This window comes from Chitinophaga sp. (assembly GCF_035761305.1).
In the GTDB taxonomy this organism is placed as follows: domain Bacteria; phylum Bacteroidota; class Bacteroidia; order Chitinophagales; family Chitinophagaceae; genus Chitinophaga.
Genome location: NZ_DASTRI010000013.1, coordinates 1 through 21445 on the forward strand (window position 1 = coordinate 1; position 21445 = coordinate 21445).

19 protein-coding genes and 1 pseudogene are annotated in these 21445 nt (G+C 48.1%); 9 read left to right on the forward strand and 11 right to left on the reverse strand.

Annotated features, from left to right (window positions below):
* Both VFS25_RS01665 and VFS25_RS01670 read left to right on the forward strand, forming a co-directional pair.
* The coding region (locus VFS25_RS01665; RefSeq protein WP_326460375.1) for a hypothetical protein at nucleotides 1–895 on the forward strand (895 nt) is incomplete at its 5' end.
* 862 nt (nucleotides 896–1757) lie between these two features.
* Nucleotides 1758–2654: an AraC family transcriptional regulator gene (locus VFS25_RS01670; RefSeq protein WP_326460376.1), complete on the forward strand. Its 897-nt coding sequence runs from the start codon at nucleotides 1758–1760 to the stop codon at nucleotides 2652–2654.
* On the opposite strand, the gene VFS25_RS01675 is transcribed toward VFS25_RS01670, so the two are convergent.
* The 5 genes from VFS25_RS01675 to VFS25_RS01695 all read right to left on the reverse strand — a co-directional run bounded on the left by VFS25_RS01675 (nucleotide 2633) and on the right by VFS25_RS01695 (nucleotide 9544).
* Complete coding sequence (locus tag VFS25_RS01675; protein ID WP_326460377.1) at nucleotides 2633–3460, reverse strand: hypothetical protein; 828 nt, start codon at nucleotides 3458–3460, stop codon at nucleotides 2633–2635. The genes VFS25_RS01670 and VFS25_RS01675 overlap by 22 nt on opposite strands.
* A 28-nt stretch (nucleotides 3461–3488) precedes the next feature.
* On the reverse strand, nucleotides 3489–4298 hold the full coding sequence (locus tag VFS25_RS01680; protein WP_326460378.1) for a phytanoyl-CoA dioxygenase family protein: 810 nt from the start codon (nucleotides 4296–4298) through the stop codon (nucleotides 3489–3491).
* Between the two features lie 487 nt (nucleotides 4299–4785).
* Nucleotides 4786–7179 (reverse strand): ABC transporter permease, encoded by a 2394-nt coding sequence (locus VFS25_RS01685; protein ID WP_326460379.1) that lies wholly within the window; start codon nucleotides 7177–7179, stop codon nucleotides 4786–4788.
* Between the two features lie 170 nt (nucleotides 7180–7349).
* Nucleotides 7350–8828: an aminotransferase class V-fold PLP-dependent enzyme gene (locus VFS25_RS01690; protein ID WP_326460380.1), complete on the reverse strand. Its 1479-nt coding sequence runs from the start codon at nucleotides 8826–8828 to the stop codon at nucleotides 7350–7352.
* Between the two features lie 32 nt (nucleotides 8829–8860).
* Nucleotides 8861–9544 carry a DUF4395 domain-containing protein gene (locus tag VFS25_RS01695; protein ID WP_326460381.1) on the reverse strand — a complete coding sequence of 228 codons (684 nt, stop codon included), beginning with the start codon at nucleotides 9542–9544 and terminating at the stop codon, nucleotides 8861–8863.
* A 188-nt stretch (nucleotides 9545–9732) separates the two neighbouring features.
* Between VFS25_RS01695 and VFS25_RS01700 the strand changes: the two genes are divergently transcribed.
* The 3 genes from VFS25_RS01700 (at nucleotide 9733) to VFS25_RS01710 (ending at nucleotide 13556) form a co-directional block, all read left to right on the forward strand.
* Nucleotides 9733–10743: a sensor histidine kinase gene (locus VFS25_RS01700; protein ID WP_326460382.1), complete on the forward strand. Its 1011-nt coding sequence runs from the start codon at nucleotides 9733–9735 to the stop codon at nucleotides 10741–10743.
* Complete coding sequence (locus VFS25_RS01705; RefSeq protein WP_326460383.1) at nucleotides 10740–11450, forward strand: LytTR family DNA-binding domain-containing protein; 711 nt, start codon at nucleotides 10740–10742, stop codon at nucleotides 11448–11450. The genes VFS25_RS01700 and VFS25_RS01705 overlap by 4 nt, the downstream gene beginning before the upstream one ends.
* Before the next feature lie 249 nt (nucleotides 11451–11699).
* Nucleotides 11700–13556: an FG-GAP-like repeat-containing protein gene (locus VFS25_RS01710; protein ID WP_326460384.1), complete on the forward strand. Its 1857-nt coding sequence runs from the start codon at nucleotides 11700–11702 to the stop codon at nucleotides 13554–13556.
* 3 nt (nucleotides 13557–13559) lie between these two features.
* Here VFS25_RS01710 and VFS25_RS01715 read toward each other — a convergent pair whose 3' ends face one another.
* From VFS25_RS01715 to VFS25_RS01735, 5 genes are all read right to left on the reverse strand, one after another.
* Complete coding sequence (locus tag VFS25_RS01715; protein WP_326460385.1) at nucleotides 13560–14540, reverse strand: GlxA family transcriptional regulator; 981 nt, start codon at nucleotides 14538–14540, stop codon at nucleotides 13560–13562.
* A gap of 145 nt (nucleotides 14541–14685) precedes the next feature.
* Complete coding sequence (locus tag VFS25_RS01720) at nucleotides 14686–15162, reverse strand: GNAT family N-acetyltransferase (RefSeq protein ID WP_326460386.1); 477 nt, start codon at nucleotides 15160–15162, stop codon at nucleotides 14686–14688.
* Between the two features lie 8 nt (nucleotides 15163–15170).
* Complete coding sequence (locus VFS25_RS01725) at nucleotides 15171–15599, reverse strand: MarR family winged helix-turn-helix transcriptional regulator (RefSeq protein WP_326460387.1); 429 nt, start codon at nucleotides 15597–15599, stop codon at nucleotides 15171–15173.
* A gap of 171 nt (nucleotides 15600–15770) precedes the next feature.
* Nucleotides 15771–16103 (reverse strand): YegP family protein, encoded by a 333-nt coding sequence (locus tag VFS25_RS01730; RefSeq protein WP_326460388.1) that lies wholly within the window; start codon nucleotides 16101–16103, stop codon nucleotides 15771–15773.
* 22 nt (nucleotides 16104–16125) lie between these two features.
* Nucleotides 16126–16779 (reverse strand): hypothetical protein, encoded by a 654-nt coding sequence (locus tag VFS25_RS01735; RefSeq protein ID WP_326460389.1) that lies wholly within the window; start codon nucleotides 16777–16779, stop codon nucleotides 16126–16128.
* Nucleotides 16780–17010: 231 nt separating this feature from the next.
* Here VFS25_RS01735 and VFS25_RS01740 point away from each other — a divergent pair, with 231 nt between their 5' ends.
* The 4 genes from VFS25_RS01740 to VFS25_RS01755 all read left to right on the forward strand — a co-directional run bounded on the left by VFS25_RS01740 (nucleotide 17011) and on the right by VFS25_RS01755 (nucleotide 20936).
* Entirely contained in the window at nucleotides 17011–17796 is a 786-nt protein-coding gene (locus tag VFS25_RS01740; RefSeq protein WP_326460390.1) for a DUF2231 domain-containing protein, read from the forward strand.
* A gap of 159 nt (nucleotides 17797–17955) precedes the next feature.
* The gene (locus VFS25_RS01745) at nucleotides 17956–19173 is read left to right on the forward strand and encodes an acyltransferase family protein (protein WP_326460391.1); all 1218 of its coding nucleotides are present in this window, start codon (nucleotides 17956–17958) and stop codon (nucleotides 19171–19173) included.
* Nucleotides 19174–19206: 33 nt separating this feature from the next.
* Nucleotides 19207–20238, forward strand: a complete 1032-nt coding sequence (locus tag VFS25_RS01750; RefSeq protein ID WP_326460392.1) for a sensor histidine kinase — start codon at nucleotides 19207–19209, stop codon at nucleotides 20236–20238.
* The gene (locus tag VFS25_RS01755; protein WP_326460393.1) at nucleotides 20232–20936 is read left to right on the forward strand and encodes a LytTR family DNA-binding domain-containing protein; all 705 of its coding nucleotides are present in this window, start codon (nucleotides 20232–20234) and stop codon (nucleotides 20934–20936) included. Before VFS25_RS01750 ends, VFS25_RS01755 begins: the two co-directional genes overlap by 7 nt.
* Before the next feature lie 225 nt (nucleotides 20937–21161).
* On the opposite strand, the pseudogene VFS25_RS01760 reads toward VFS25_RS01755, so the two are convergent.
* A pseudogene (locus tag VFS25_RS01760) lies at nucleotides 21162–21445 on the reverse strand (hypothetical protein); the annotation flags it as partial.

Here is a 21445-nt window from a genome sequence, read left to right on the forward strand (position 1 = left end):
GGCGGATTGCAATAAATTCTTTGCGGATAATGAACAGGCAATTTACACCAGGATGGAGTTTAATGAATTATATAAATGCCTGGAAATTGCCGCCGATATCCTAGCTGTAGGATACGGTGAATATTCCATCCCGAGACAATATTTCACATTGTATAACATAGCAGGGAAAGATCAGCAGGACTATCCCGAAATGGTTGCTGAGATGGGGAAGCTAAAGAATGCAATAACAGATTTCAGCTTTGAAGAAACGAGGAAACAGGCTATTGACGCCTGCCTGCAAATAGGCGCCTCACTGGAGGATCAGTTTAAGAACAACAAAAGCCGTCGAAAGAGAATTCAGGATTTCTACTTTTGGAATATTGCGGCCTGTTACCTAATAGGAGGCAATTCCGAAAAATCCCTTCAGTACTATAAATCGTATTATATGCTCAATAAGATGGCGGAAGAAACCCTGCCCGTCGGAATGTTTCCCAGGTATTACATTCCTCTTTCGTTGCTTACCGTACTGCACAATTCGGCAACAACAATAGATCTTACAGGACTAGGTTCTCCTCTTGAAGCGGCCCGTAAGGCCGTGGCTGTTGACGAAGAAGCGCGTGTAGAGAAACTGCAGCAACAGGAGGAAGATCAGCTGAAAGCCTTGCAATCATTGAATATAAGGAATGAGGATGGATTTATCGTCACCAACGAAGGTGATACCCTGAAAGGGAAAATATCAATTTCCTATGTAAAGGAGGACAAAACACAAATTGAACAACTAGGACTGGGTAAGACAGTAATAATAAGGCCTGGAAGGGACGGTAAATCTTATGAAACTTTTAAGCCAGGCAGTGCACAGTTCTTTATTACGGGAAACCGGCGCTTCGAACCGGTGTTTATCAAGCCGGAAGCTTAGCCAAGCTGCTCAGAGCGGCATCGCTGGACATGAATGGCAATTATTTCCTGGAAAAGGTATATGCGAACCAAAAGTATTCAGTGTATAAGGAGCCTACATATACATCATCCGGTTCCTATGTTATTAAGCCAAATGAAAGAAATGCCGGGTACACACTTTCTGATATTATTTCCCAGCAGAAAGTGGCTAAAGAGCTATATCAACACTGCCCGCTAGTTGTAAATAGCCTGAATGATAAAATGATAGCAACAAGCCTGGATGGCGCAAAGGCTCTGGCAGATATGCTGGCGAAATGCAATTGAGGGACGGGAAGTTATTAACAAAGACACAATTTAGTTCTTATTAGATATATCAGCGGTTGCAAAAAAAAACGAAAGAATAAATAGATCCCTGAACGAACACGTTATAGGGTATGTAGGATTTAACTGGGGGAATGACAGGGTGGCGGCCGGTATTTCCGTATCGTACCTATCCCTTGATACGGGCGGAGATATCGCGCCAACTCATGTCGTGCCCATACACGCTGATTATGTTGTTTTGCAGGCTCCCGGCAGAATAGCTGCTTGCTTTTTGATGATTGGGGACTCGAACCCGGCGCAGTCCGGTCACAAGGCGTTACGTCGATAGTGCCGTCGGCTATTTTTAAGACGCTTGTTGGTTTTATCATTCTTCCGGTTCCCGCCGGCCGGCTGTTAATTATGGCACCATATCCGATTAAATATCCTTCCTCCGGAGTCCTTCTGTCGTGAAAAACAGTTAAGAGTTGCGAAAAATAATTATTTTTCATCATTCCCTGCATAATTCGATTAATCGGATGTATGTGTATGAAATTTAATTATTAACCGGCTTCCGCCTCGTAGTCATGAACAACACATTCTTCAAGTATTTAAAAATCGGGCCTGTTGAGGAAAAGTGGGGGTTATACGTAACCTCCGTCGGATATTCAAAAGTGGAACCCAATGAGGCTTATCCCAACCAGCCGCACCCGCAAAGCAATGAGCTGATCTGGAACAAAGGGCGGATTTTAAATGACTTTTACGTGGTTTTTATTGCTAAAGGTAAAGGGGTATACGACTCAAAGGCAATGCCCGCAAGCGAAGTGGAAGAAGGTACCTGCTTTTTTTTATTTCCGCAGGTTTGGCATCGCTATAAGCCGGATATAAAACTGGGATGGGAGGAGTATTGGGTTGGCTTTAACGGGTATTATGCACAGCAGCTGATGGCAAAAGGCTTTTTTAATACCTCCACACCTTTCATAAATATCCGGCTGAACAAAGACATCCTGATCCTCTTCCGCAGGCTTATTGACACGGTCAAGGAATCATTAACCGGTTACCCGCAGCAACTGGCCGGGATTACGCTGCAGCTCCTGGGCTTAATTCATACTGTAGCGGTGCATAAAGCGTTCGACAACGATCCTGTTGGCCGCTTAATCTCCAAGGCCCAGTTCCTTTTACATGAATCGCTTGAAAATCATGTTGACATGGAGGAGCTGGCCCGGCAGCTGCCGATGGGCTATTCATCATTCAGGAAAGCATTCAGGAAAATCACGGGCGAATCTCCCAACCAATACCACATTAATATAAGGCTCAACCGCGCAAAAGATCTGTTAGCTTCAACCGCGTTAAATATTAATGAAGTGGCCGAACAAACCGGCTTCGACTCGGTATTTTATTTTTCCAAGCTTTTTAAAATAAAAAATGGGTTGTCGCCGAACGCTTTCAGAAAAAGTGCCTATCAACCCGGGCAGCCTGACTGATAGCGGCGCTTTAAATAGTCTTTCATGTAGCAATTAATCTCAAACTGATCCACTAAAGGCGCCCCAGTGGCCGGATGATGAACCAGGTAGGGAGCCGGCCCAAATTCTGTTGTAATTGTTAGCACCGGACGGTGCTGCTGCCTGTTTGCTGCTACCATCTCATCCCACCATCCCGAGAATGCGTCTACCGCATATTTCCATTGCGCGGCACGCGGATCTGTAACCTGCGGACCTTCTTCATAACCAACCCGCGCATGTATGTGCACGATGTTTTGGATGGCCAGTTTTAAAGCAGGCCCGAAGTTTTCAAGCATGCTTTCTGTAACACACACCCAGTGTGAAAAATCGGCTGTTATTGGGAACCGGCTGCGCAGCGCTGCCAGTTCGTGATAAGATTGCGGGCTGTAACCCAGCCGGCCCCGGTGCGTTTCATGCGCAACGGTAATGCCTGTTTTATCGGAAAACTCCGCGGCAATATCAATGAGCTCCAGCAGCTGCTTTTTCGTAAAGTGGTCTTTACCCGTATGTGAGTTGATCAAAAGAGGTTTCGGCTCCGCGCAGCTTTTAAGCTCCTCCAAAAAAGATCTTTTGAAATCTTTGAAGGTGCTGCCGGCAGCCCTGTACTGGTGCGTTACCAATGTGATATTCCCGGATGATAAAAAATCGAACAAGGCTCTTTTATCATCCGGGTCCTGCGGGATCCAGGTATCAAGCCCGTCATACCCTGCGGCAAAGATCTTCTTAAGCATCTTTTCATAACCCAAATGTTCCAGCCCCCAGGTGGGGGATAATATCCTGATTTCCATAATTATGGTTTGCACCGGCGCGGCGGCATCAGCGCCGGTAAATCAGCGGATTTATAGTGTCGTCGTTTAACAGGTCGCCTACTTTCAGATTTTTGATCTGCTCATCGCTTAATATATTCTGAATGCCATTATAGGTATTGCCGTCGGGCATATACGCGCAGGTCATGGCTCTGCGGTAACCGGCGGTCATATTGGGCAGTGCGCCATGTATGGTTAGCCCGTTGTGAAAGGAGCAGCTGCCTGCTTTCATCACCGCCGGCACCGATGGCGCATTTTTAAATTCAGGGTAAACTGTGAAGATGGCGCCCATATTTTTACCGATGCCCGGATTTTCAAAGGTTGTTTTATGATAAGAGCCGGGAATAAAAAACAGGCAGCCATTGTGATAGGTAGCGTCATCTAAAGCCACCCAGATGGATAACGCTCTCCTGTCGCTGAAAGACCAGTAGGGCGTATCTAAATGCCATGAGGTGGGATTGGCCCAGGGCTGCTTAATCAGCGCCTGGTCATGCCAGATCCGGATGCCTTCTGCACCGGCGAGCTTTGCGGCCATTTCTCCCAGGCGCGCATCCAGCATAATCTCACGCATTTTCTCATTATCCTGCCAAAGATTGATGAGCTGCGAAAAAACGTTGTCATAATAAGCTTTATCAGCATCGTCGCCCTTTCCATAAACTTCCTTTCTGTTTGGCAGCTTGTTACCGCCCCGTTTTTTAACCGCTTCATCAAGCGCATCGCGCCAAAAGGCAAGTTCGGTTTCACTGAGAAAGTCTTCAATTACGAGAAAGCCGTCGGATTGGTATTGAGCAATTTGCTCATTGGTAAGGTTGTTTTTCATAACGCAGTGTAATTAGTTCGTTATCAAAACTAGCCAATTGCATGATTGCGCATTTGTCTATTGGTAAATAAGTTTTGTACTTTTTGATATTTGTGCAGCCGCGCTACCGATGATAATTATGATTGGGTTGATAAAATGTGTTGTGTGGAAGTATGGTTAACCGGCCATTTCGGGCATATGCAGGCCGCCTTATTGAAAAGGGTTGCCTGTAAAGGTAAATGGGGAAAGTTACCTTTTTATACTTATTGATAATCTTGACCAGCTTAATCCAGGGCTGCGATGAAAACGCTGTATGCATACAGCTACGCTGGCTTTTGACCGGAGAAGGTAATGGTAACTAACAAAATAACAACAGCCGGCCATCGATACTATGCCGCACATCTGAAATGCTGTCAAACAATATTTAAATCAGTACAGTCGCTACCGGATGTAGATTACAAGCTGTCCTACTGCTAAAGCAATGCTGTTTGCAGCATCAAATACCCGCCTACTCATTCCGCAATGAATGCACGGGGTTAACCAATGCTGCGCGGATGGCCTGCGTAGAAACGGTGAACATTGCTATCACCACAGCTATCAATCCTCCCAGGGCAAACATCCACCACTGGATGTCTATACGATAGGCGAAATTGTCAAGCCACTTGCCAAACCCCCAGTAAGCTACGGGGCAGGCAATAATGAAAGCTGCTATCACCAGCTTAACAAAGTCAATGCACAGCAGCTGTACCAATGAAGGCACAGAAGCGCCCAGTACTTTCCGTACACCAATCTCCTTGGTACGTTTTTCCGCGATAAAAGTAACCAGGCCAAACAATCCCAAGCAGCCCACAAAAATGGCCAGCACTGAAAAGGCCAGCAGCACCGAAGCCGTCTGCTGGTCGGCCAGGTAAAGGCTTTTCAGCTGGCTGTCGAGAAAGGTATAGTCAAACGGCGCATCGGGTATCACCTTTTTGAAAGCGGCTTCATATTGATGTAACGTTTCTTTTAAATTACCTGTTTTGAAGCGGACCATCAGGTAACGGAGGGCATTAGGAGCATTGGTAAAAGAGTATGCCTTGATGGGAGTGTGCAGGGATGCATAGTTGAAATTATCCACTACGCCTACTACGGTGGTATGATCGCCCAGGTCAACCCGGGCCTTTGTGCCCACCACTTGTTCAGGTGTAAGACCAAGGTAATCCACGGCATTTTTGTTGAGCACCACTTCAAAGTTGGGAACGCCATCCTTTGTAGTATCGCCCCGCGACCATTCTTTAACCATTCTTCCGGCCAGCATTTTGAGCTGCAGCACCTTTTGAATGTCGCCAATTACCATGCTGGAATAAAGCAATGCGCCCTGCTTATCAGCGGCATCTTTATGAATGGCGCGTCCGTTTTCGCCCTTGCCCGGAAACGCCTGTGACAGCGCCGTGTGCAGGGTAGGGCTTAACGCACTTACACTGTTCTTCAATGCATCAAGCTCCTGCTGGCTTTTTAGCGAATTTAACCCGATGGCGATCACGTTTTCAGGGTTATAGCCCAGCTTCCGCTGGCTCACATAGTTCATCTGGATGTACATGATAATAACGCCTACGATAAGAATAATGCTGATGCTAAACTGCAGCACCACCAGCGCATGGCGGAAAGGCACGGAGCCCTTTCTTACAACTTTCCCTTTTTGAAGCGCCTCCATGGGCGTATAGGATGAAAGGATCAGGGCCGGGTAAAGACCCGAAACCAGCGTAATTGACAGCCATAATACCGGCAGGCCTATCCAGAAAACCGGGTGCGACAAGGTAGTATACAATAATGTTTTGCCGGACAATGCGTTGAACAGCGGAATGCTGAATGAGGCGAATATTAACCCGAAGATGATGGATATAAGCGTGAGCAACGCCGTTTCTGCATAAAATTTACCGATAAGCCCTTTTTTGCTGATGCCAAGGGCTTTGCTGATGCCCACTTCCTTACTGCGTTGCTGCGCCCTTGCCGTGGCCAGGTTCATATAGTTGATGGCCGCCATCAGCAGCAGTGCAATAGCCAGGTAGCTGAGCTGCCGGAGCCGGCCGGCGTCGCCTTTCCGCTCGCTGTATGCGTCAATGCCCGGAGAATTTAAATGTACATCGGCCAAAGGCTGCAGGGCCAGGGTGTAATACGTGCCCTGGGCGCCCACATGCTCCCTGAGCATTTTAGGCAAATAGGCTTCCACCTGCTGCCGGTCGTTTTTATCCCGGAGCATGATCCAGGTTTCAAAGCTGGCGTTGTCCCATGTGAGGCGTTTGGAGAAGCTTGTGGTGCTGAATGACCCGATCAGCTGCGCATCAAACGTGCCTGTTACCGGAAGATCCGCATACACACCGGTTACCTTAAGCGGTGTGCTCCTGTTAAACTCAATGGTTTTGTTAAGGGGATTTTCCTTTCCAAAGTATTGTTTGGCCTTGCTTTCCGAAAGCAGGATGGTATTGGGTTCCCTGAGCGCTGTTTTTTTGTCGCCATAAATAAAATGGAGATCAAAGATCTCCACAACATCCGGGTCGGCCCAATACAACCGGTTTTCTATATAGGTGTTATCGCCGATGCTGAAGTTTGCATTTTGGCCAAACTCATTCAGCAGGGTGCGGGCAGACAGCTTTACTTCCGGGAGGTTGTCCTTCACGGTGGGGCCTATTGAATTGGGCACACCCGCCCATATGGCGTTGCTGCCGTCATAATTAACGTGCGCGAGATACCGGAAAATCTTATCCCGGTTGGGAACCGCATCGAAAGAGCGCTCCTGGATGATGAAGAGCGAAAGCAGGATGGCAACGCCCAGTCCTACGGCAAGTCCGAAAATATTTAATGCGCTGAATAATTTGTTGGAGGACAAATTGCGCCAGGCGATTTTTAGGAAGTTCCTGATCATGGTTAGGCAAATGAAGTAACAGGGCAGTACATCAACTGCGCCAAAAACACAGGATATTGAGATACAACGTGTTATTATATACGTAGCTGCGGTAAATGTCCGATCCCGGACACCTGCTGTTACAATACGGACAGTTAACGGAAAAGGTATGTACAGGGGCCTGCTGCACATCAGAAGGCGGCATGCCGGTAATTATATTGCGTTTCTCCTTTAAACAGGTATTCATTCAGAACAGGGTCATAGGCGTATGCTTTTGCCCATTCCGGAAAACAACCGGCTGTTTCTTCAATGGCATCCATAATATAGTTAAGCGCTGCGTTTGTGAGAACAGGGTGGAGGGATAACCGGATCCATCCCGGTTTGCACAACAGGTTGCCCGAACGGATGGCCTGCAGCATGTGATAAGACGGCGCTTCCTCCACCTGTAAAAGAAAATGCCCGTAAGTGCCTGCGCAGGAGCAGCCGCCCCTGACCTGGACGCCGAAACGATCGTTCAGCAGCTTAACAATAAGGTTGTAATGCGCATCTGCTATTATGAATGAAATAATTCCCAGCCGGTCTGTTGCATTTTCCTGCAATACTTTAATGTTACGGATGCGCGAAAATCTTTCAAGGGCCATTTCCACCAGCTCTTTTTCGCGTTGCAGCATATGGTCAACACCCATTATCTCTTTCAGCCGGATGCACATGCCGGCCTTAATTCCCTGTAAAATGGGCGGGGTGCCGCCGTCTTCCCGCTGTTCTATACCGGCTGTATATTCATGCACCTTCCACGGATTGCTGTAAATAATGGTGCCGCCTCCCGGCTGGTCGGGCACCTGGTTGCGGTATAGCTTTTTGTTAAATACCAGTATGCCGGGTGTGCCGGCGCCACCTAAAAATTTATGCCCTGAAAAATAGATGGCGTCTAAATGCGCTCCCTGCTCCGCAGGATGCATGTTAATGTGTACATAGGGGGCGGAAGCAGCGTAATCAACAAAACACAGGCCGTCAAAGGCATGCATTAACTTTGCAACTGCATGATAGGGTGTTTGGATGCCTGTTACATTTGAGCAGGCAGTGATAGCGGCTATTTTGTATTTTTTGTGTTTATACTGCTCCAGCATGCTCCTGAGATGCTCCATATCTACATTCCCCCGCGCATCCGGCTTAATAATTTCAACAGTGGCAATTGTTTCCAGCCAGGAAATGTGGTTGCTGTGATGCTCCATGTGCGTTACAAAAACAACCGGTCTTAATGTTTCGTCTATACGTAAATTGTCGCTGCCGTTTTCCAGGTAATCTTTTATACGCTCCGGTATTTTCAGGCCCAATATTCTTTGAAGCTTATTTACGGCGCTGGTCATGCCGCTTCCGCAAAAGATCAGCACATCATCGCTGCCTGCATGCACATGGCCTTTGATAATGCTTTTAGCTGCTTCGTATGCTTCAGACATGCGTGTTCCGGTAGCAGATGCGCCGGTGTGCGTATTCGCCATAAAAGGCAGCACCTCTTTTTGCAGGTATTCTTCAATAGGCCGGTAAGCCCGGCCGCTTGCCGTCCAGTCGGCATATACAATTTCCTTTACGCCGAACGGGGACTCAAACGTTTGATGCAGGCCTATAACATGCTGCCGGAATGCGGAGAAATACTCCTCCAGTGGTTCCAAAGTTGCCAGGTTACGCATTGGTTAAAGCATTGTTACCGTAAAGCCTGCGTTTTAACCGGTTGCTGCCCCGCGCTACCGGCGCCAAACAGGTTATGCGGTTCTTTATGGAACTGGTTATTAAACAGTAAACCCATAAGGAAGATATAGGCAACAAATCCCAACACTACCGCGAGCTGCGACCCGGATGTTTTTTGTATAGCGTGCCGCGACTTTACATCGCATACCTCTCCCGGGCAGTACTGCACCTTTTCCCTGAAAAAGAAAGCATAAAGCTTACAGGCCAGGCAAATACCGAAAGCGGATTCAAAGAAAAGGAAGATGAGGCACGCCAGGCATATCAGGCCGGTAATGGGGCTGTAGGAGTTTATCAACACCATAAGTATGAACATGGTGCCTGACAGTAAAACACCAATTGTCCAGGCAAATTTCTTTTGTTTAGCGCCTACATATTCCGGCACCTGGTTGCGCACAACCAGGCGGCCAATAATCAGGGAAGGGGAGAACCTGGGGCTGATAAATACCCGGATAAGAAAATCGGTCAGGAACAGGGTAATGGCATACTTGGCTAATAAAAAGTTGCCCCGGAAAAGAATGAATATCAGCGCCATAAAAATTACCAGGAACAGCAGCCCTGCCGCTGCCCGTATTTCTCTTTCATTAAGCACGGGGATCTCATAACCTGCTACCTGTTCGCCAAATTGTATAACTTTTGCCATTATAAATGGTTTAGATTCAGTTGTAAAGGTCGCTCAGGCAATGCTCGCGGAAAAATTTATGTGATAACAGGCAGGGCGCGCCGGATAATTGCTCACTTTTACCTGATAACCCGTACTGTCCCGCAAAGTTGTTTTTAACTTTTCAGGCCAATCAGATATATTTATCATGGAAAACGACTGCTAAAGCCATGATTTTAAAAAGAACAACTGCTTACCTGCTTTTTTTTGTGGCTTACATCGGCGCACTGGTAATTGAGAAGCCGGTTTATGAAGGGGATAGTGTGATTGCCTGTTTTTCCTACCTGCTCACCGTTCTGGTGCACTTTTCCTTTTTTGCGCTGCTCATATTCACGAACAGGAAACTATTATTACCCCGCCTGCTGGAGAAAAGACGGTTTGGATGGTATGCAGGCGTGTTGCTGCTGCTCATTTTTTTGTTCACCTTCCTGATCAATAATTACAACCAGTTTATTCATGGCGTGCTGCTGCATGATGCGCCCATTGGCAGAAGCGCAGGGGTGTGGGACACCTTTGTATATGCGCTTTGCTGCAACGTGATTGTATCAATGCTGTATATTACGGAGCAGTGGTCGCAGCAGCAGGAGCAGGTTAAGAACATCCAGATCAGCCAGCTGCAAAACGAGCTTAAATACCTGCGCTCGCAGATAAACCCGCATTTTTTGTTTAATGGGTTAAATACTGTTTATGGGTACATTGACAAAACCAACCGCGGAGCGCGCGATATTATGATACAGTTTACCGATCTGCTGCGCTACAATTTGTATGAGGCGGATGTAGAGATGATTGAGCTGGAAAAGGAGGCTAAATACCTGCAAAATTATGTAGCGCTGCAGAAGGCCCGCAGCAATGAGAATATGGAAGTGAACCTGCAGATCAGCTGCGAGAACGGCAGCCTGAAAATTGCCCCCTTAATTTTTATGGCCTTTGTTGAAAATGCTTTCAAACATGCGTCCAGGGATAACAATACCGGCAACTACATCACTATTGCATTGAAAGAGGAGGGCGGCAGCCTGCAATTTACCTGTGATAACTCGTTTGAGGAAGCAGCAGCCAGTGCCGGCGGCATTGGCCTTACCAATACCGTAAGGCGGCTGGAGCTATTGTATAAGCACCGTTACCAGCTGGATATTCAGAATAAGCCACCCCTTTACCATGTTCATTTAAAGTTAGCGCTATGAAAAAAATCAGCTGTATTATTGTAGACGACGAACCGGTAGCGCGTAAAATCCTGCATGAGTTTATTGACCAGGTGCCTTTTTTAGACCTGCAGGGAAAATTTGAAAATGCCGTAAAAGCCGAAGCATTCCTGTCGGCCAATATCATTGACCTTATTTTCCTGGATATTGAAATGCCGAAGGTTTCGGGGCTGCAGTTCCTGCAGCAGCTGCAGGCGCCGCCAATGGCAATTTTAACCACGGCTTTTCCCAAATACGCGCTTGAAGGCTACGAGCTGGATATTATTGATTACCTGCTTAAACCTTTTGCCTTTAACCGCTTTTTAAAAGGCGTACAAAAGGCCAGGGATTTTCACCAGCTGAAATTTAAAACAACAACCATCCCGGATTCCTACATTTTTATTAAAAGCGATAAGCGGATTGAAAAGATTGAGCTGAAAGACATTCTTTATGCTGAAAGCGTAGGAAATTATGTAAGCATCTATACTGAAAACAAAAGGATTATCACTTATCTTACCATGAAAAGCCTGGAAGCGCAGCTGCCCGCAGGCGATTTTATTAAGATACACCAGTCTTATCTCATTAACGGCGCAAAGATTGAAGCCATAGAGGGAAATGAGATTAAGATCAGCAGCAAGTCGTTACCTATCAGCCGCAATTATCGTGAAGCTGTAATGAAAGTGATTCAGCAACGGCTGCTGAAACGTTGATGAAGTTTACCCCGTACAGGCGTACACAGACTGCCGGCGTTGGCTTACTGCAGCTGCTGAATAAAAACGTATTTGAAAATCCGGTTCAATATGCACCCGCTAACGGTTTCAAAAGGCCCTTGCTTATTAGCCTTCCTTTTTCTTTTACCCACGCTTTTGTATTGCCGGCAAAAGGCGCAGTGGCAGCATTTATCAAGCAAAACAGGCGATTTGCCGGTTCCGTGGACCAGCACCGAACAAACTTCGGCAATGATTGCAGATATTGATAAAGATGGTGTGAACGACTTTGTGCTAAGCTGCCGGAAGGCGGCGCCTGCGTTGGTGTGGTACCGGCGTACTGTTAAAGGCTGGCGGCGCTATGTGCTGGAAAAGAACCTCAAAACCATTGAAGCCGGCGGCGTTTGCTATGACGTGGATAATGACGGTGATCCGGATCTTATTTACGGGCAGGACTGGCAGGGCCCTGAAATATGGTGGTGGGAAAATCCTTACCCGCATTACGATACTGCCATTGCATGGATAAGGCATACCATTAAAACCAGCGGCGCACACCAGCATCATGACCAGGCCATTGCCGACTTTATGCAAACCGGCAAACCGCAGCTGGCATTCTGGAACCAGGGCAATAATACACTTAACATTGCTTTTTTACCGGATGATCCCAGGAACATCCCTGCATGGCAAACAAAAGTGATCTTCAGCGGGGACGCCGGCAGCAGGCAATCGTGGTACCCCGAAGGCGCAGCTGCTGCCGACATTGATGGCGACGGCTACCCGGACCTGCTGGCAGGCAACCTTTGGTTTAAGTATAAAGGCAACGGCGTTTTTAAGCCGGTGCATGTAGCCCGCATTGGCGGCAGGGTAGCGGCAGGCAAATTAAAGCCGGGTAAAACCATGCAGATAGTTACTGCGCCGGGCGATGGCATTGGACCGGTTTGCTGGTATGAATGCACCGGCAACCCGGAGGACTCCGCGGCATGGATTGAGCATAAACTAACAGACAGGGATTTTGTACATGGCCACACCCTGGCGATTGCCGATATTAACAGCGATGGCAACCTGGATATTTTCGCCGCTGAAATGGCTAAGTGGACCGAAAGTAAAGCAACGCCTGACAACCCGGATGCAATTGCTTATATTTTTTACGGTGACGGCAAAGGCAATTTTACCCCTGTTGTATTCCGGAAGGGAATGGGTTTTCATGAGTCAAAACCCGGTGATCTTGACGGGGACGGCGACATTGACATACTGAACAAGCCTTATAACTGGCAAACGCCGGGGATAGATGTTTTTTTACAGCGCGGTACCGGTAAAAGATTGCCCTCACTTACGGCACTGTATAGCAGGTATGGCCTGGAGATTTACAGCCTCCGCGAAGAGATGAAAAAAAACGTGCCGGCCGCGCTGGCAATGATCAAACAAATGGGGATTAACGAAGTGGAGATCCCCGGCTACTATAACCTTACGCCCGCGCAGTTTAAAGCAGCATTGCAGAAAGCGGGTCTTCAGCCAACCAGCATTTTATTTGACTACAGCCGGTATAAAACCGACCTGCCGGGCATTATTAAAGAAGCAAAAAGCTTTGGCATTACGAGTGTGGGCTTTGCATGGATGCCGCACGACAAATTTGATAAGGATGCTGCCGTGAAGGCTGCCGCCTTTATGAACGAAACCGGCGCCAGGCTGCGGGCAGCGGGGCTGCATTTCTTTTATCACCCGCATGGCTATGAATTTGTTCCGTCGGAAGAGGGCACTTTGTTTGATTATATTGTGCAGCACACCCGCAAAGAAAATATCAGCTTTCAGCTGGATGTGTTCTGGGCTGCAAGAGGCGGTGCGGATGCAGCTTTGCTGCTGAATAAATACCCGGGCCGTTTTTCATCGCTGCATATAAAAGACCTGCAATGGGGCGCTGCCACTTGGGATTATACCGGCGCCGCACCGGACAGCACCAGCGTTGCCGCCGGCGAAGGGCAGGTAAGCTGGCCGGAGGTATTGAGGGCGGCTGTTAAAGCCGGCGTGCAGCGATATTATATAGAAGATGAGGCGCCCGATGCTGCGGCGCAAATTCCGCAATCATTAAAATACCTGAGATCGTTGAAATAGATTTTAAACCAGGGCTTCCTTGTTATACCGCTCCTTATATTCCAGGGGCGACATTCCCGTGATTTTCCTGAACACCTCCCGGAATGCTTTTACATCGGAATAACCTACCTCATACATTACCTCATTAATGGTTTTGCGGCTGGTTTCCAGCGCTTTTTTGGCGGATTCAATTTTTACCCGCTGCGCATATTCAACAGGCGTGTTGCCAGTTGCCTTAATGAACCTTCTGTCAAAGTTGCGCCGGCCTACAGCAAACCTGGAGGACAGCGCTTCAACAGATATTTTTTCGTGCAGGTTGTGCTCAATATAATCCTGCGCTTTTTTCACCATATCATCACCGTGCAGTTTCTGGCCTTTGAATATTATGAAGGCCGACTGGCTTTGGCGGTCCATTTCAATCTGGAACACTTTGGAGCAAAAAATGGCTGTTTGCCGGTCGTAATATTTCTCTACCAGGTAAAGCACCAGGTTCAGGAAAGAATAAGCGCCGCCATTGGTATAAATGCCATTTTCATCGGTGATCAGCTTATCTTCCTGTAAATGCACTTTCGGGAACAGGGTTCTGAAAGTATCTGCAGCAGCCCAGTGTGTAGAGCAGCTTTTCCCGTTGAGCAGGCCTGATGACGCCAGCAAAAATGCCCCGGTGCATATGCTGGCTATTTCGGCGCCGTTTTTGTACTGTTCCGCAATCCAGTCAACCAGCAGCTTATTGCCTTTCATGGCTTTCTGGTAATTATGGTTTAATGAAGGAATAATAATAAGATTGGTTTGGGCGATGGCTGAAACATGGGTATGCGGTTTCACGGTAAACAGGCCGTCGTAAAAGTCCACTTCTTTTGAAATACCGGCCAGTGTTATTTTAAACAGCTCTTTTCTGCCGGTTTCTTTCCAGTACTCATTGGCCCGGGTAAATATTTTATAGGCGCCCACGATGCTGCTCAGGTTATTTTGTCCGTCGGGGACTATTATAGTGAGGTGTTTCATGGAAAATCCTTTTTATAAAGGTAAGGCATTTGCCCTGTCCGGATCAACCCACCGGAAATTCCATTTTGCCCCCCTGAAAAGTGATATTTGGACAGTAAATTTGGTGCCGGGCACAGGGCCGGCAAATGGTACTGGCCCCGCTGCTTTAAACCAGCTTTTTTTCGAAATAAAGCGTTCCGGCAATGGGGCTGTACCGGTAGGACGGTATTTCATAAAATCCCAGGCGGCGGTACAGCTCCTGCGCCTTTGCCTGCCCGGGTACAGTGTCCAGCCGGATGCAGGTATAATTGAGCTGCCTGGCGGTACTGATGGCTGCTTCCAGTAATTGTTTCCCGATTTTCAGGCTCCTGTAAGCCGGTTTTACATACAGGCGTTTCAGCTCGGCCACCCCTGCTTCAAATTTGCGTACGCCTGCGCACCCAACGGCATTTGCACCAGCTGTAAAACATAGCAGCAGCGCGCCTTCGGGGGATTTATACTGCCGGTTAATGTTGTGCAGCTCTTTTTTAAAGTCCTGGTACGCGAGATCAAAATTCAGAGAACCTGCATATTCCTCAAACAACATTTTGCCCTGCTCGTATTCATCCGCAGTACCGGCTGTTTTGATATAGAAGTTTGTCATGGGTGCTTTTATTTCCTGGTCAGCAGCGCTTTTACCTGCGCAATTAAATGCGCCAGTTTTTGCTGTTCCGTTTTACTTAAATGCTGAATGAGGTTTGCTACCTGCACGTTGGATTGCTGATCAATTATATCAGCCATCTTTTTACCTTTTGCCGTAAGCTCCAGGGTATAGGCCCTTTTATCGTTTATCAGCTGCTTTTTGCGCAGCAGGCCATTCTTCACAAACCTGGCAACAATGCGGCTCATATATCCTTCGTCTACCTCCAGCTTTTCTTTTATTTCCCTGGCGGTAAGCGCTCCGGAACAGCTCAGCTCATAAATGATCCTTGCTTCTGTAAGGGAATATTCACTTTCCAGGATATGGTTGTTTACCACTCCAAGTATGGCAGTGTAAAACCTGTTAAAGTCGCGGATGGTGTTTATTACTTCATTTCCCATGCTGTAAAGTAAGCTAAATTACTTGACAGGAGCAAGTATTTTTTTGATAAGATTTAGCTTGATTGATTTGCATGGAATGGTGGCTATATTGGCCGGATTGGTATGGGCGGGTTATAAAATAAAAAAGGCCCGCCAGTTGCTGCAGCTAACGGGCCACTGGACTTGCGTAAATTAAACAGATTGATCGTCTACCACGGCGGCAGGGGCGTTGCTTTTTACCGCATTAATCCCGTTATCCCGGCCGGATATACTTTCATACATCTCGCTGTGGCCGATCGCTTGTCCGTTACCGGCCTTCAATACAAAATAATGTTTGCCGCTTGCAGCGGTCTTTTTTTCATACCTGGCGTCTACCTGGGAGTTCTCCTTTACGGATTCAATACCATTGCTACAGCCGGCTTTTGCGTTATAGCCTTCACTTATCAGGATTACTTCTCCGTTACCTGCTTTTAATTTGAAACGGTACTCCCCGTTGGAGCTTTTGGTAATAACAAATTTACTCATGTGGTGTGTATTTGGTTAATGTTTATACCGTCAGCTCCCGGATATGCCCTCCCTGCTGCAGCACCACTTTTACGGGAAAGCGCTGCGCCGGCACTTCTGTGGGGAACCAATGCCGGTTGCTTTCAGAAATGATCAGCAAACCATGATCATCTCCCAGGGCCGTAAAATTTTCTTTGGGCGGCTGCCTGGCAAAAACCGGCAGCCCGCATTCCGTCATCAGCTGCTGCATGCAGCCTGATACATTATCTGTAACAATCCCTATTTCGCTGATGCTAAGCACGGCTGCTCCTGAAAAGGCAGTAGTGGCGGCTTCCGGCAAATCGTGCCTGGCAATGAACTCCAGGATGTTCCCATTGTTATCGTAACAGTAAAAGGCATGCGCATGCCATTGCTCAAAGTCGGCAATTATATTACCAGGTGTAACCGGCAGCAGCGCCAGTTTTTCCCGGGCCCAGCCCACGGCTGCCGCCAGCTGGTTGGGCGATATATTGAATGCGAAATGATATACCGGGCTGGCAGGCTGTGTATATTGTTTAAAAGTAAGCAGGGTATTACCGGCGGCAAAGGTTACGCCCTTGCTGCTTTGGTGCAGCAGCGGCAACTGCAGCGTGGTGGTATAAAAACCAGCTGTTTGCTGGATGTTGGCGGAACAGAGCTCTATGGACTTGATGTACATAACGCAACTATTTAACCCAAAGGTAGGGATTGGGAATTGTACCGTCACAGGCAGACTACAAATGCCCGGCCACCTGGCGGCTGCAGGAAAAATATGCAGCGTGCCGCAACCAGATCAGGCCGGCAAACAGGCGCTTGTTATACAGCCTCTTGAATGGCGCCCCGTATTTACCATTTATAAACAGGTAAACTTTTTGATGTAGCTTTTGTACACCAAAACCATCTTACTGTTATGAAAAGTACGGCACATATCAAGGGACACCCGATCCATCCCATATTGGTTGGCTTTCCCATAGCATTTTTTATAGGCACCCTTTTATTTGATATACTGGCACTGGCGAGCGACCGCTATGATTTTGCTTTTGCCGCTACCTGTATGCAAATTGCGGGCATTACTACCGCCCTGCTGGCCGCCATACCGGGCTTTATTGATTTCCTGTTTACCGTACCGCCCAAAAGCTCCGGCAAAAAGCGGGCAGCGAAGCACGGTATATTAAATGTGCTGAACCTGCTATTGTTTGTTGTTGCCTGGCTGCTGAAACGCAACCCGGCGGTACCGGCCTTCGTGATTCTGCTGCTGGAAATAACAGGTGTTGTGCTGCTGGGCTTTGCCGGCTGGATGGGTGGCACCCTGGTGTACCGTAACCAGATAGGCATTTTTACCCGTTATGCCGGCGCGGGCAAGTGGAAAGAGGAACGTTTTGCCGGCGACCAGCAAAAAATACAGGTAGCTACCAGCAATGAGCTAAAGACAGATCAGATGAAGCTGGTGCATGTGCATCATAAACGCATTGTCATAGGTAAAACAGCGGAGGGGTATGTGGCTTTTGATGACTCGTGTACACACAAAGGCGGCTCGCTGGCAGGCGGAGCGCTGATATGCGGCACGGTGCAATGCCCCTGGCACGGGTCGCAGTTTGACGTAAACACCGGCCAGCGAAAGGCAGGCCCCGCGCAGCAGGGCATTAAGGTGTATACGTTAACGGAGGAAAACGGGAAAGTGTACCTGCAGCTGTAAGCCGCTGCCTGCATTGTGCAAGTGAGGCAACAGTATGGTAAAAGACAGCTACAGCAGATAAGTAATGGCCCGCCCCGCATTATGTCACCCTAAAATTGCAGGTGGTCAAAACCAGCCGTTACAAGGGAGCTGCAGTTACTAGGTTTGCTAAAAAAAAAGATGCAACCCACTAACCGGCAAACTTATATCGACTGGCTGCGCATAGCAGCAATATTTGGCGTGCTGCTGTTCCACTCCGCCCGCCCTTTTATGACAGATGATCCCTGGCATGTGAATAATGCCACGCAAAGTGATGTGCTGTCTGAATTTGCCTTTTGGCTGAGCCGTTTCCGCATGCACCTGCTGTTCTTTATTTCCGGAACCGTGTCGTGGTTCATGGTAACGAAAAAGAATGCCAAAGGCTTTATGCTGCTGCGCTTCCGCCGGCTGTTCATACCCCTGCTGGTAGGCATGCTGCTGATAGTGCCGCCACAGATATACCTGGAGCGGCTGAACCAGGGCTTTAAAGGCAATTTCTGGGAATTTTACCCCTCTATCTTTAAAATGAACCCTTACCCCAAGGGGAATACCAGCTGGCATCACCTGTGGTTTATTGCCTACCTGCTGGTATATGATGTGGTGCTCACGCCCTTTTTTGCATGGGCGGTTTCCGAACGGGCCCGCGCTTTCCGCGATAAGCTGCTGTTTTTTGCCCGCGGCAAAAATATTTACCTGCTTATGCTTCCTTCCGCCATATGGTTTTCACAAACCGTGCTGAAATATCCCATGACCGGTGACCTGGTGCACGACCGCTGCTTTTTCGTTTACTGGATGCTGTTTGTGCTGATCGGGTTTATATGCATGCTGCAGCCCGCATTGCTGGACAGCCTTGAACGGAACCGCCGTTTTTCCATGGGTATGGCCCTTATTTGCCTGGGCTTTATTAACTACCTGCGCTGGAATAACGTTGGTTTGAGCAACTGGGCGCCGGACTGGGAACAGCATCGGCTGCTATCTTTCCTGTACCTTTCCAAACACCCGGTAAACTCGTGGTGCTGGGTATTTGCGCTGGTAGGATATGCAAAAAAATACCTGCACCGCAAGGTAAAGGCGATGGATTATATTAACCAGGCCATTTACCCCTTTTACATCCTGCACCAGACCGTGATTGTAATGATTGCCTGGTACGTGGTAAAAACAAACGACAGTATTGGTATGAAGTATATGTTTATTGCCGCTACCTCTTTACTGGTGAGCATGGGTATTTACCATGTGTTCATACAGCCGTTTGCGCTTACCCGCTTCCTGTTTGGTATGAGGCCCAAAGAGAAAAAGGCGCCGGTTGCCGCAGCGGAAAAGCCGGTGCTGCAAAAGATACCGGAGCTGGCAGTACAATAAAAAAGTTGATGATCTTTGCTTAATTTCATGACTATGCAGCATAAATGGTGGCGCTTAATATTCCCGGTTGTTTACGGGTTGCTCATTTATACCAGCATCCGTTTGGTGAATGACGTAATTACCGGTACCCGGTTCTGGCTGCGTCCCTGGGCGCTCAATGCCACAGAAATAGCAGTAGTGACCGTATCAAGCTATGTTTACCTGTGGGGCATCCACAAATTGCTGGAAAAGAACCAGCGCGGGTTTAACGCGCCCATGCGCTACCGCAGCCTGATAAAGGAGTTTGCTATTGTAGCGCTGTACGTAGAGCTGGTGAGCACCATATTCATTACACCTATGGCCGCCCTTACCGACGACGGGATCACCTGGTACGATGCTGTGGATATTTACCTGATACCGCTGTTATACCTGCTGTTGTACTATGCGCTCATAAGAGGCAATGCTTCCATGAGAAAAAGCTATGAGCAGCAGCTGCAGATAGAAAAGATCAGCAACCAGCAGCTGCAAACAGAATTACGCTTCCTGAAAGCGCAATACCATCCGCATTTTTTGTTTAATGCGCTGAACACGGTGTATTTCCAGATGGATGAGGATGTAAGCCGCGCCAAACAAACCATAGAGGAACTGTCGGAGCTGCTGCGCTACCAGCTGTATGACCAGCAGCAGCAGGTGTCTATACGCCAGGAGCTGCAATACCTGCAGTCTTACATCCGGCTGCAGAAAAGCCGTATGAACGACCACCTGGATCTGCGGGTGGCATTTGATAATGCGCTGAACGGTCAGCAGGTGTACCCGCTGCTGTTATTACCCTTGGTGGAAAATGCGTTCAAATATACCGGCGGCGCTTACTGGATCAGCATCAGCGCCCGGCTGGAGGATGGGCAGCTGCAATTTTGCGTAAGCAATGCCAAACCAGACATTATACCGGAGCGTAAGGACAGGAGCGGTATTGGGCTGGAAAACCTGCGCCGGCGCCTGGCCCTGTTATATCCCAACCGCCATGCGCTGAACATTACAGATAACGGGCAAAGTTTTACCGCTCAATTAAACATAGGGTTATGCTAAAGCTAAAATGTGTAATAACAGACGATGAGCCAATGGCCCGCAAAGGGATTAAAGGGTACGTGGAAAAAGTGAATTTCCTGGAGCTGGCAGGGGTGTGTGAAGATGCGGTATCGCTCAACAACCTGCTGCGCGAGCAGCCGGTAGACCTGCTGTTCCTGGATATTGAGATGCCCTACATCAGCGGGGTAGAGCTGCTGCAAAGCCTCTCTAACCCGCCGAAGGTGATCTTTACCACCGCCTATGAGCAGTATGCCCTGAAAGGCTTTGAGCTGGAAGCGGTAGACTACCTGCTGAAGCCTATTTCCTTTGAGCGCTTCCTGAAAGCCGTGAACCGCGCTTACGACCTTTTCCGGCAAACAGCGCCGCCGGCTGCCGACCACCTGTTTATTAAAACAGATGATAAGCTGGTAAAAATATCCTGGGCGGATATTGTGTACATAGAGGCGATGGAGAACTATGTGAGCATTTACACGGCACAAACCCGCTATATAACACATACCACGTTAAAGTCGGTACTGGAGTGCATTACAGATCCCGGCTTTATTCAAACGCATAAATCATTTGTGATAAATGCGGCCAAAATTACCAGTATTGAAGGCAACCTCATTGAGCTGGGCAAATACCAGGTACCGGTTTCGCGTAGCATGAAGGATGCGGTGCTGGAGAAGATTGTGAAGAATAAGCTGCTGAAGAAATAATTACGAATTGTCAATTGCGACCCGCGAAGCGGTGCATTGCCCGTTCCGCTCTTGCGGAAAGCGCAATTGAAATAATTATGAATGCGAATAATTACGGATTGAAGTGTGTTTAACTGCTGCAGTGTAAATTCAAATACCTTAAAGTGGAACGTATCTGCGCTGCAAAATGGAATGCTTTAGCATTGTAATGACCATGAATTAAGAGGGCTTGCCATTTAACCTGTATTATTTACTGTTACCTGCAATAATGATGATCCTTTCCATTTGCAGCTCTTTTTCCATCACCTTTACCACTTCTTCTTTTTCCTCCACTACCTGCTGCAGGGCAAAGCCGGCTTCCTGCAGCAGCGTGGTGGCTTTGCCGGCGTCGTACAGCGTAAAGCCGTATTGGGTAAAGGGCAGCTGTTCCATAAAGGCTTTGCTGCGGATGCCAATGGCCAGCCGGCCGCCGGGTTTCAGCACCTGTTTTATGTTGGCCAGTAATTGCAACGGCTCCTGCCAGAAGTAAA

Coding starts and splice junctions, on each gene's coding strand:
- VFS25_RS01670 (WP_326460376.1), top strand. CDS start 1,758: ATGAACAACACATTCTTCAAGTATTTAAAAATCGGGCCTGTTGAGGAA.
- VFS25_RS01675 (WP_326460377.1), bottom strand. CDS start 3,460: ATGGAAATCAGGATATTATCCCCCACCTGGGGGCTGGAACATTTGGGT.
- VFS25_RS01680 (WP_326460378.1), bottom strand. CDS start 4,298: ATGAAAAACAACCTTACCAATGAGCAAATTGCTCAATACCAATCCGAC.
- VFS25_RS01685 (WP_326460379.1), bottom strand. CDS start 7,179: ATGATCAGGAACTTCCTAAAAATCGCCTGGCGCAATTTGTCCTCCAAC.
- VFS25_RS01695 (WP_326460381.1), bottom strand. CDS start 9,544: ATGGCAAAAGTTATACAATTTGGCGAACAGGTAGCAGGTTATGAGATC.
- VFS25_RS01700 (WP_326460382.1), top strand. CDS start 9,733: ATGATTTTAAAAAGAACAACTGCTTACCTGCTTTTTTTTGTGGCTTAC.
- VFS25_RS01705 (WP_326460383.1), top strand. CDS start 10,740: ATGAAAAAAATCAGCTGTATTATTGTAGACGACGAACCGGTAGCGCGT.
- VFS25_RS01710 (WP_326460384.1), top strand. CDS start 11,700: ATGATTGCAGATATTGATAAAGATGGTGTGAACGACTTTGTGCTAAGC.
- VFS25_RS01715 (WP_326460385.1), bottom strand. CDS start 14,540: ATGAAACACCTCACTATAATAGTCCCCGACGGACAAAATAACCTGAGC.
- VFS25_RS01720 (WP_326460386.1), bottom strand. CDS start 15,162: ATGACAAACTTCTATATCAAAACAGCCGGTACTGCGGATGAATACGAG.
- VFS25_RS01725 (WP_326460387.1), bottom strand. CDS start 15,599: ATGGGAAATGAAGTAATAAACACCATCCGCGACTTTAACAGGTTTTAC.
- VFS25_RS01730 (WP_326460388.1), bottom strand. CDS start 16,103: ATGAGTAAATTTGTTATTACCAAAAGCTCCAACGGGGAGTACCGTTTC.
- VFS25_RS01735 (WP_326460389.1), bottom strand. CDS start 16,779: ATGTACATCAAGTCCATAGAGCTCTGTTCCGCCAACATCCAGCAAACA.
- VFS25_RS01740 (WP_326460390.1), top strand. CDS start 17,011: ATGAAAAGTACGGCACATATCAAGGGACACCCGATCCATCCCATATTG.
- VFS25_RS01745 (WP_326460391.1), top strand. CDS start 17,956: ATGCAACCCACTAACCGGCAAACTTATATCGACTGGCTGCGCATAGCA.
- VFS25_RS01750 (WP_326460392.1), top strand. CDS start 19,207: ATGCAGCATAAATGGTGGCGCTTAATATTCCCGGTTGTTTACGGGTTG.
- VFS25_RS01755 (WP_326460393.1), top strand. CDS start 20,232: ATGCTAAAGCTAAAATGTGTAATAACAGACGATGAGCCAATGGCCCGC.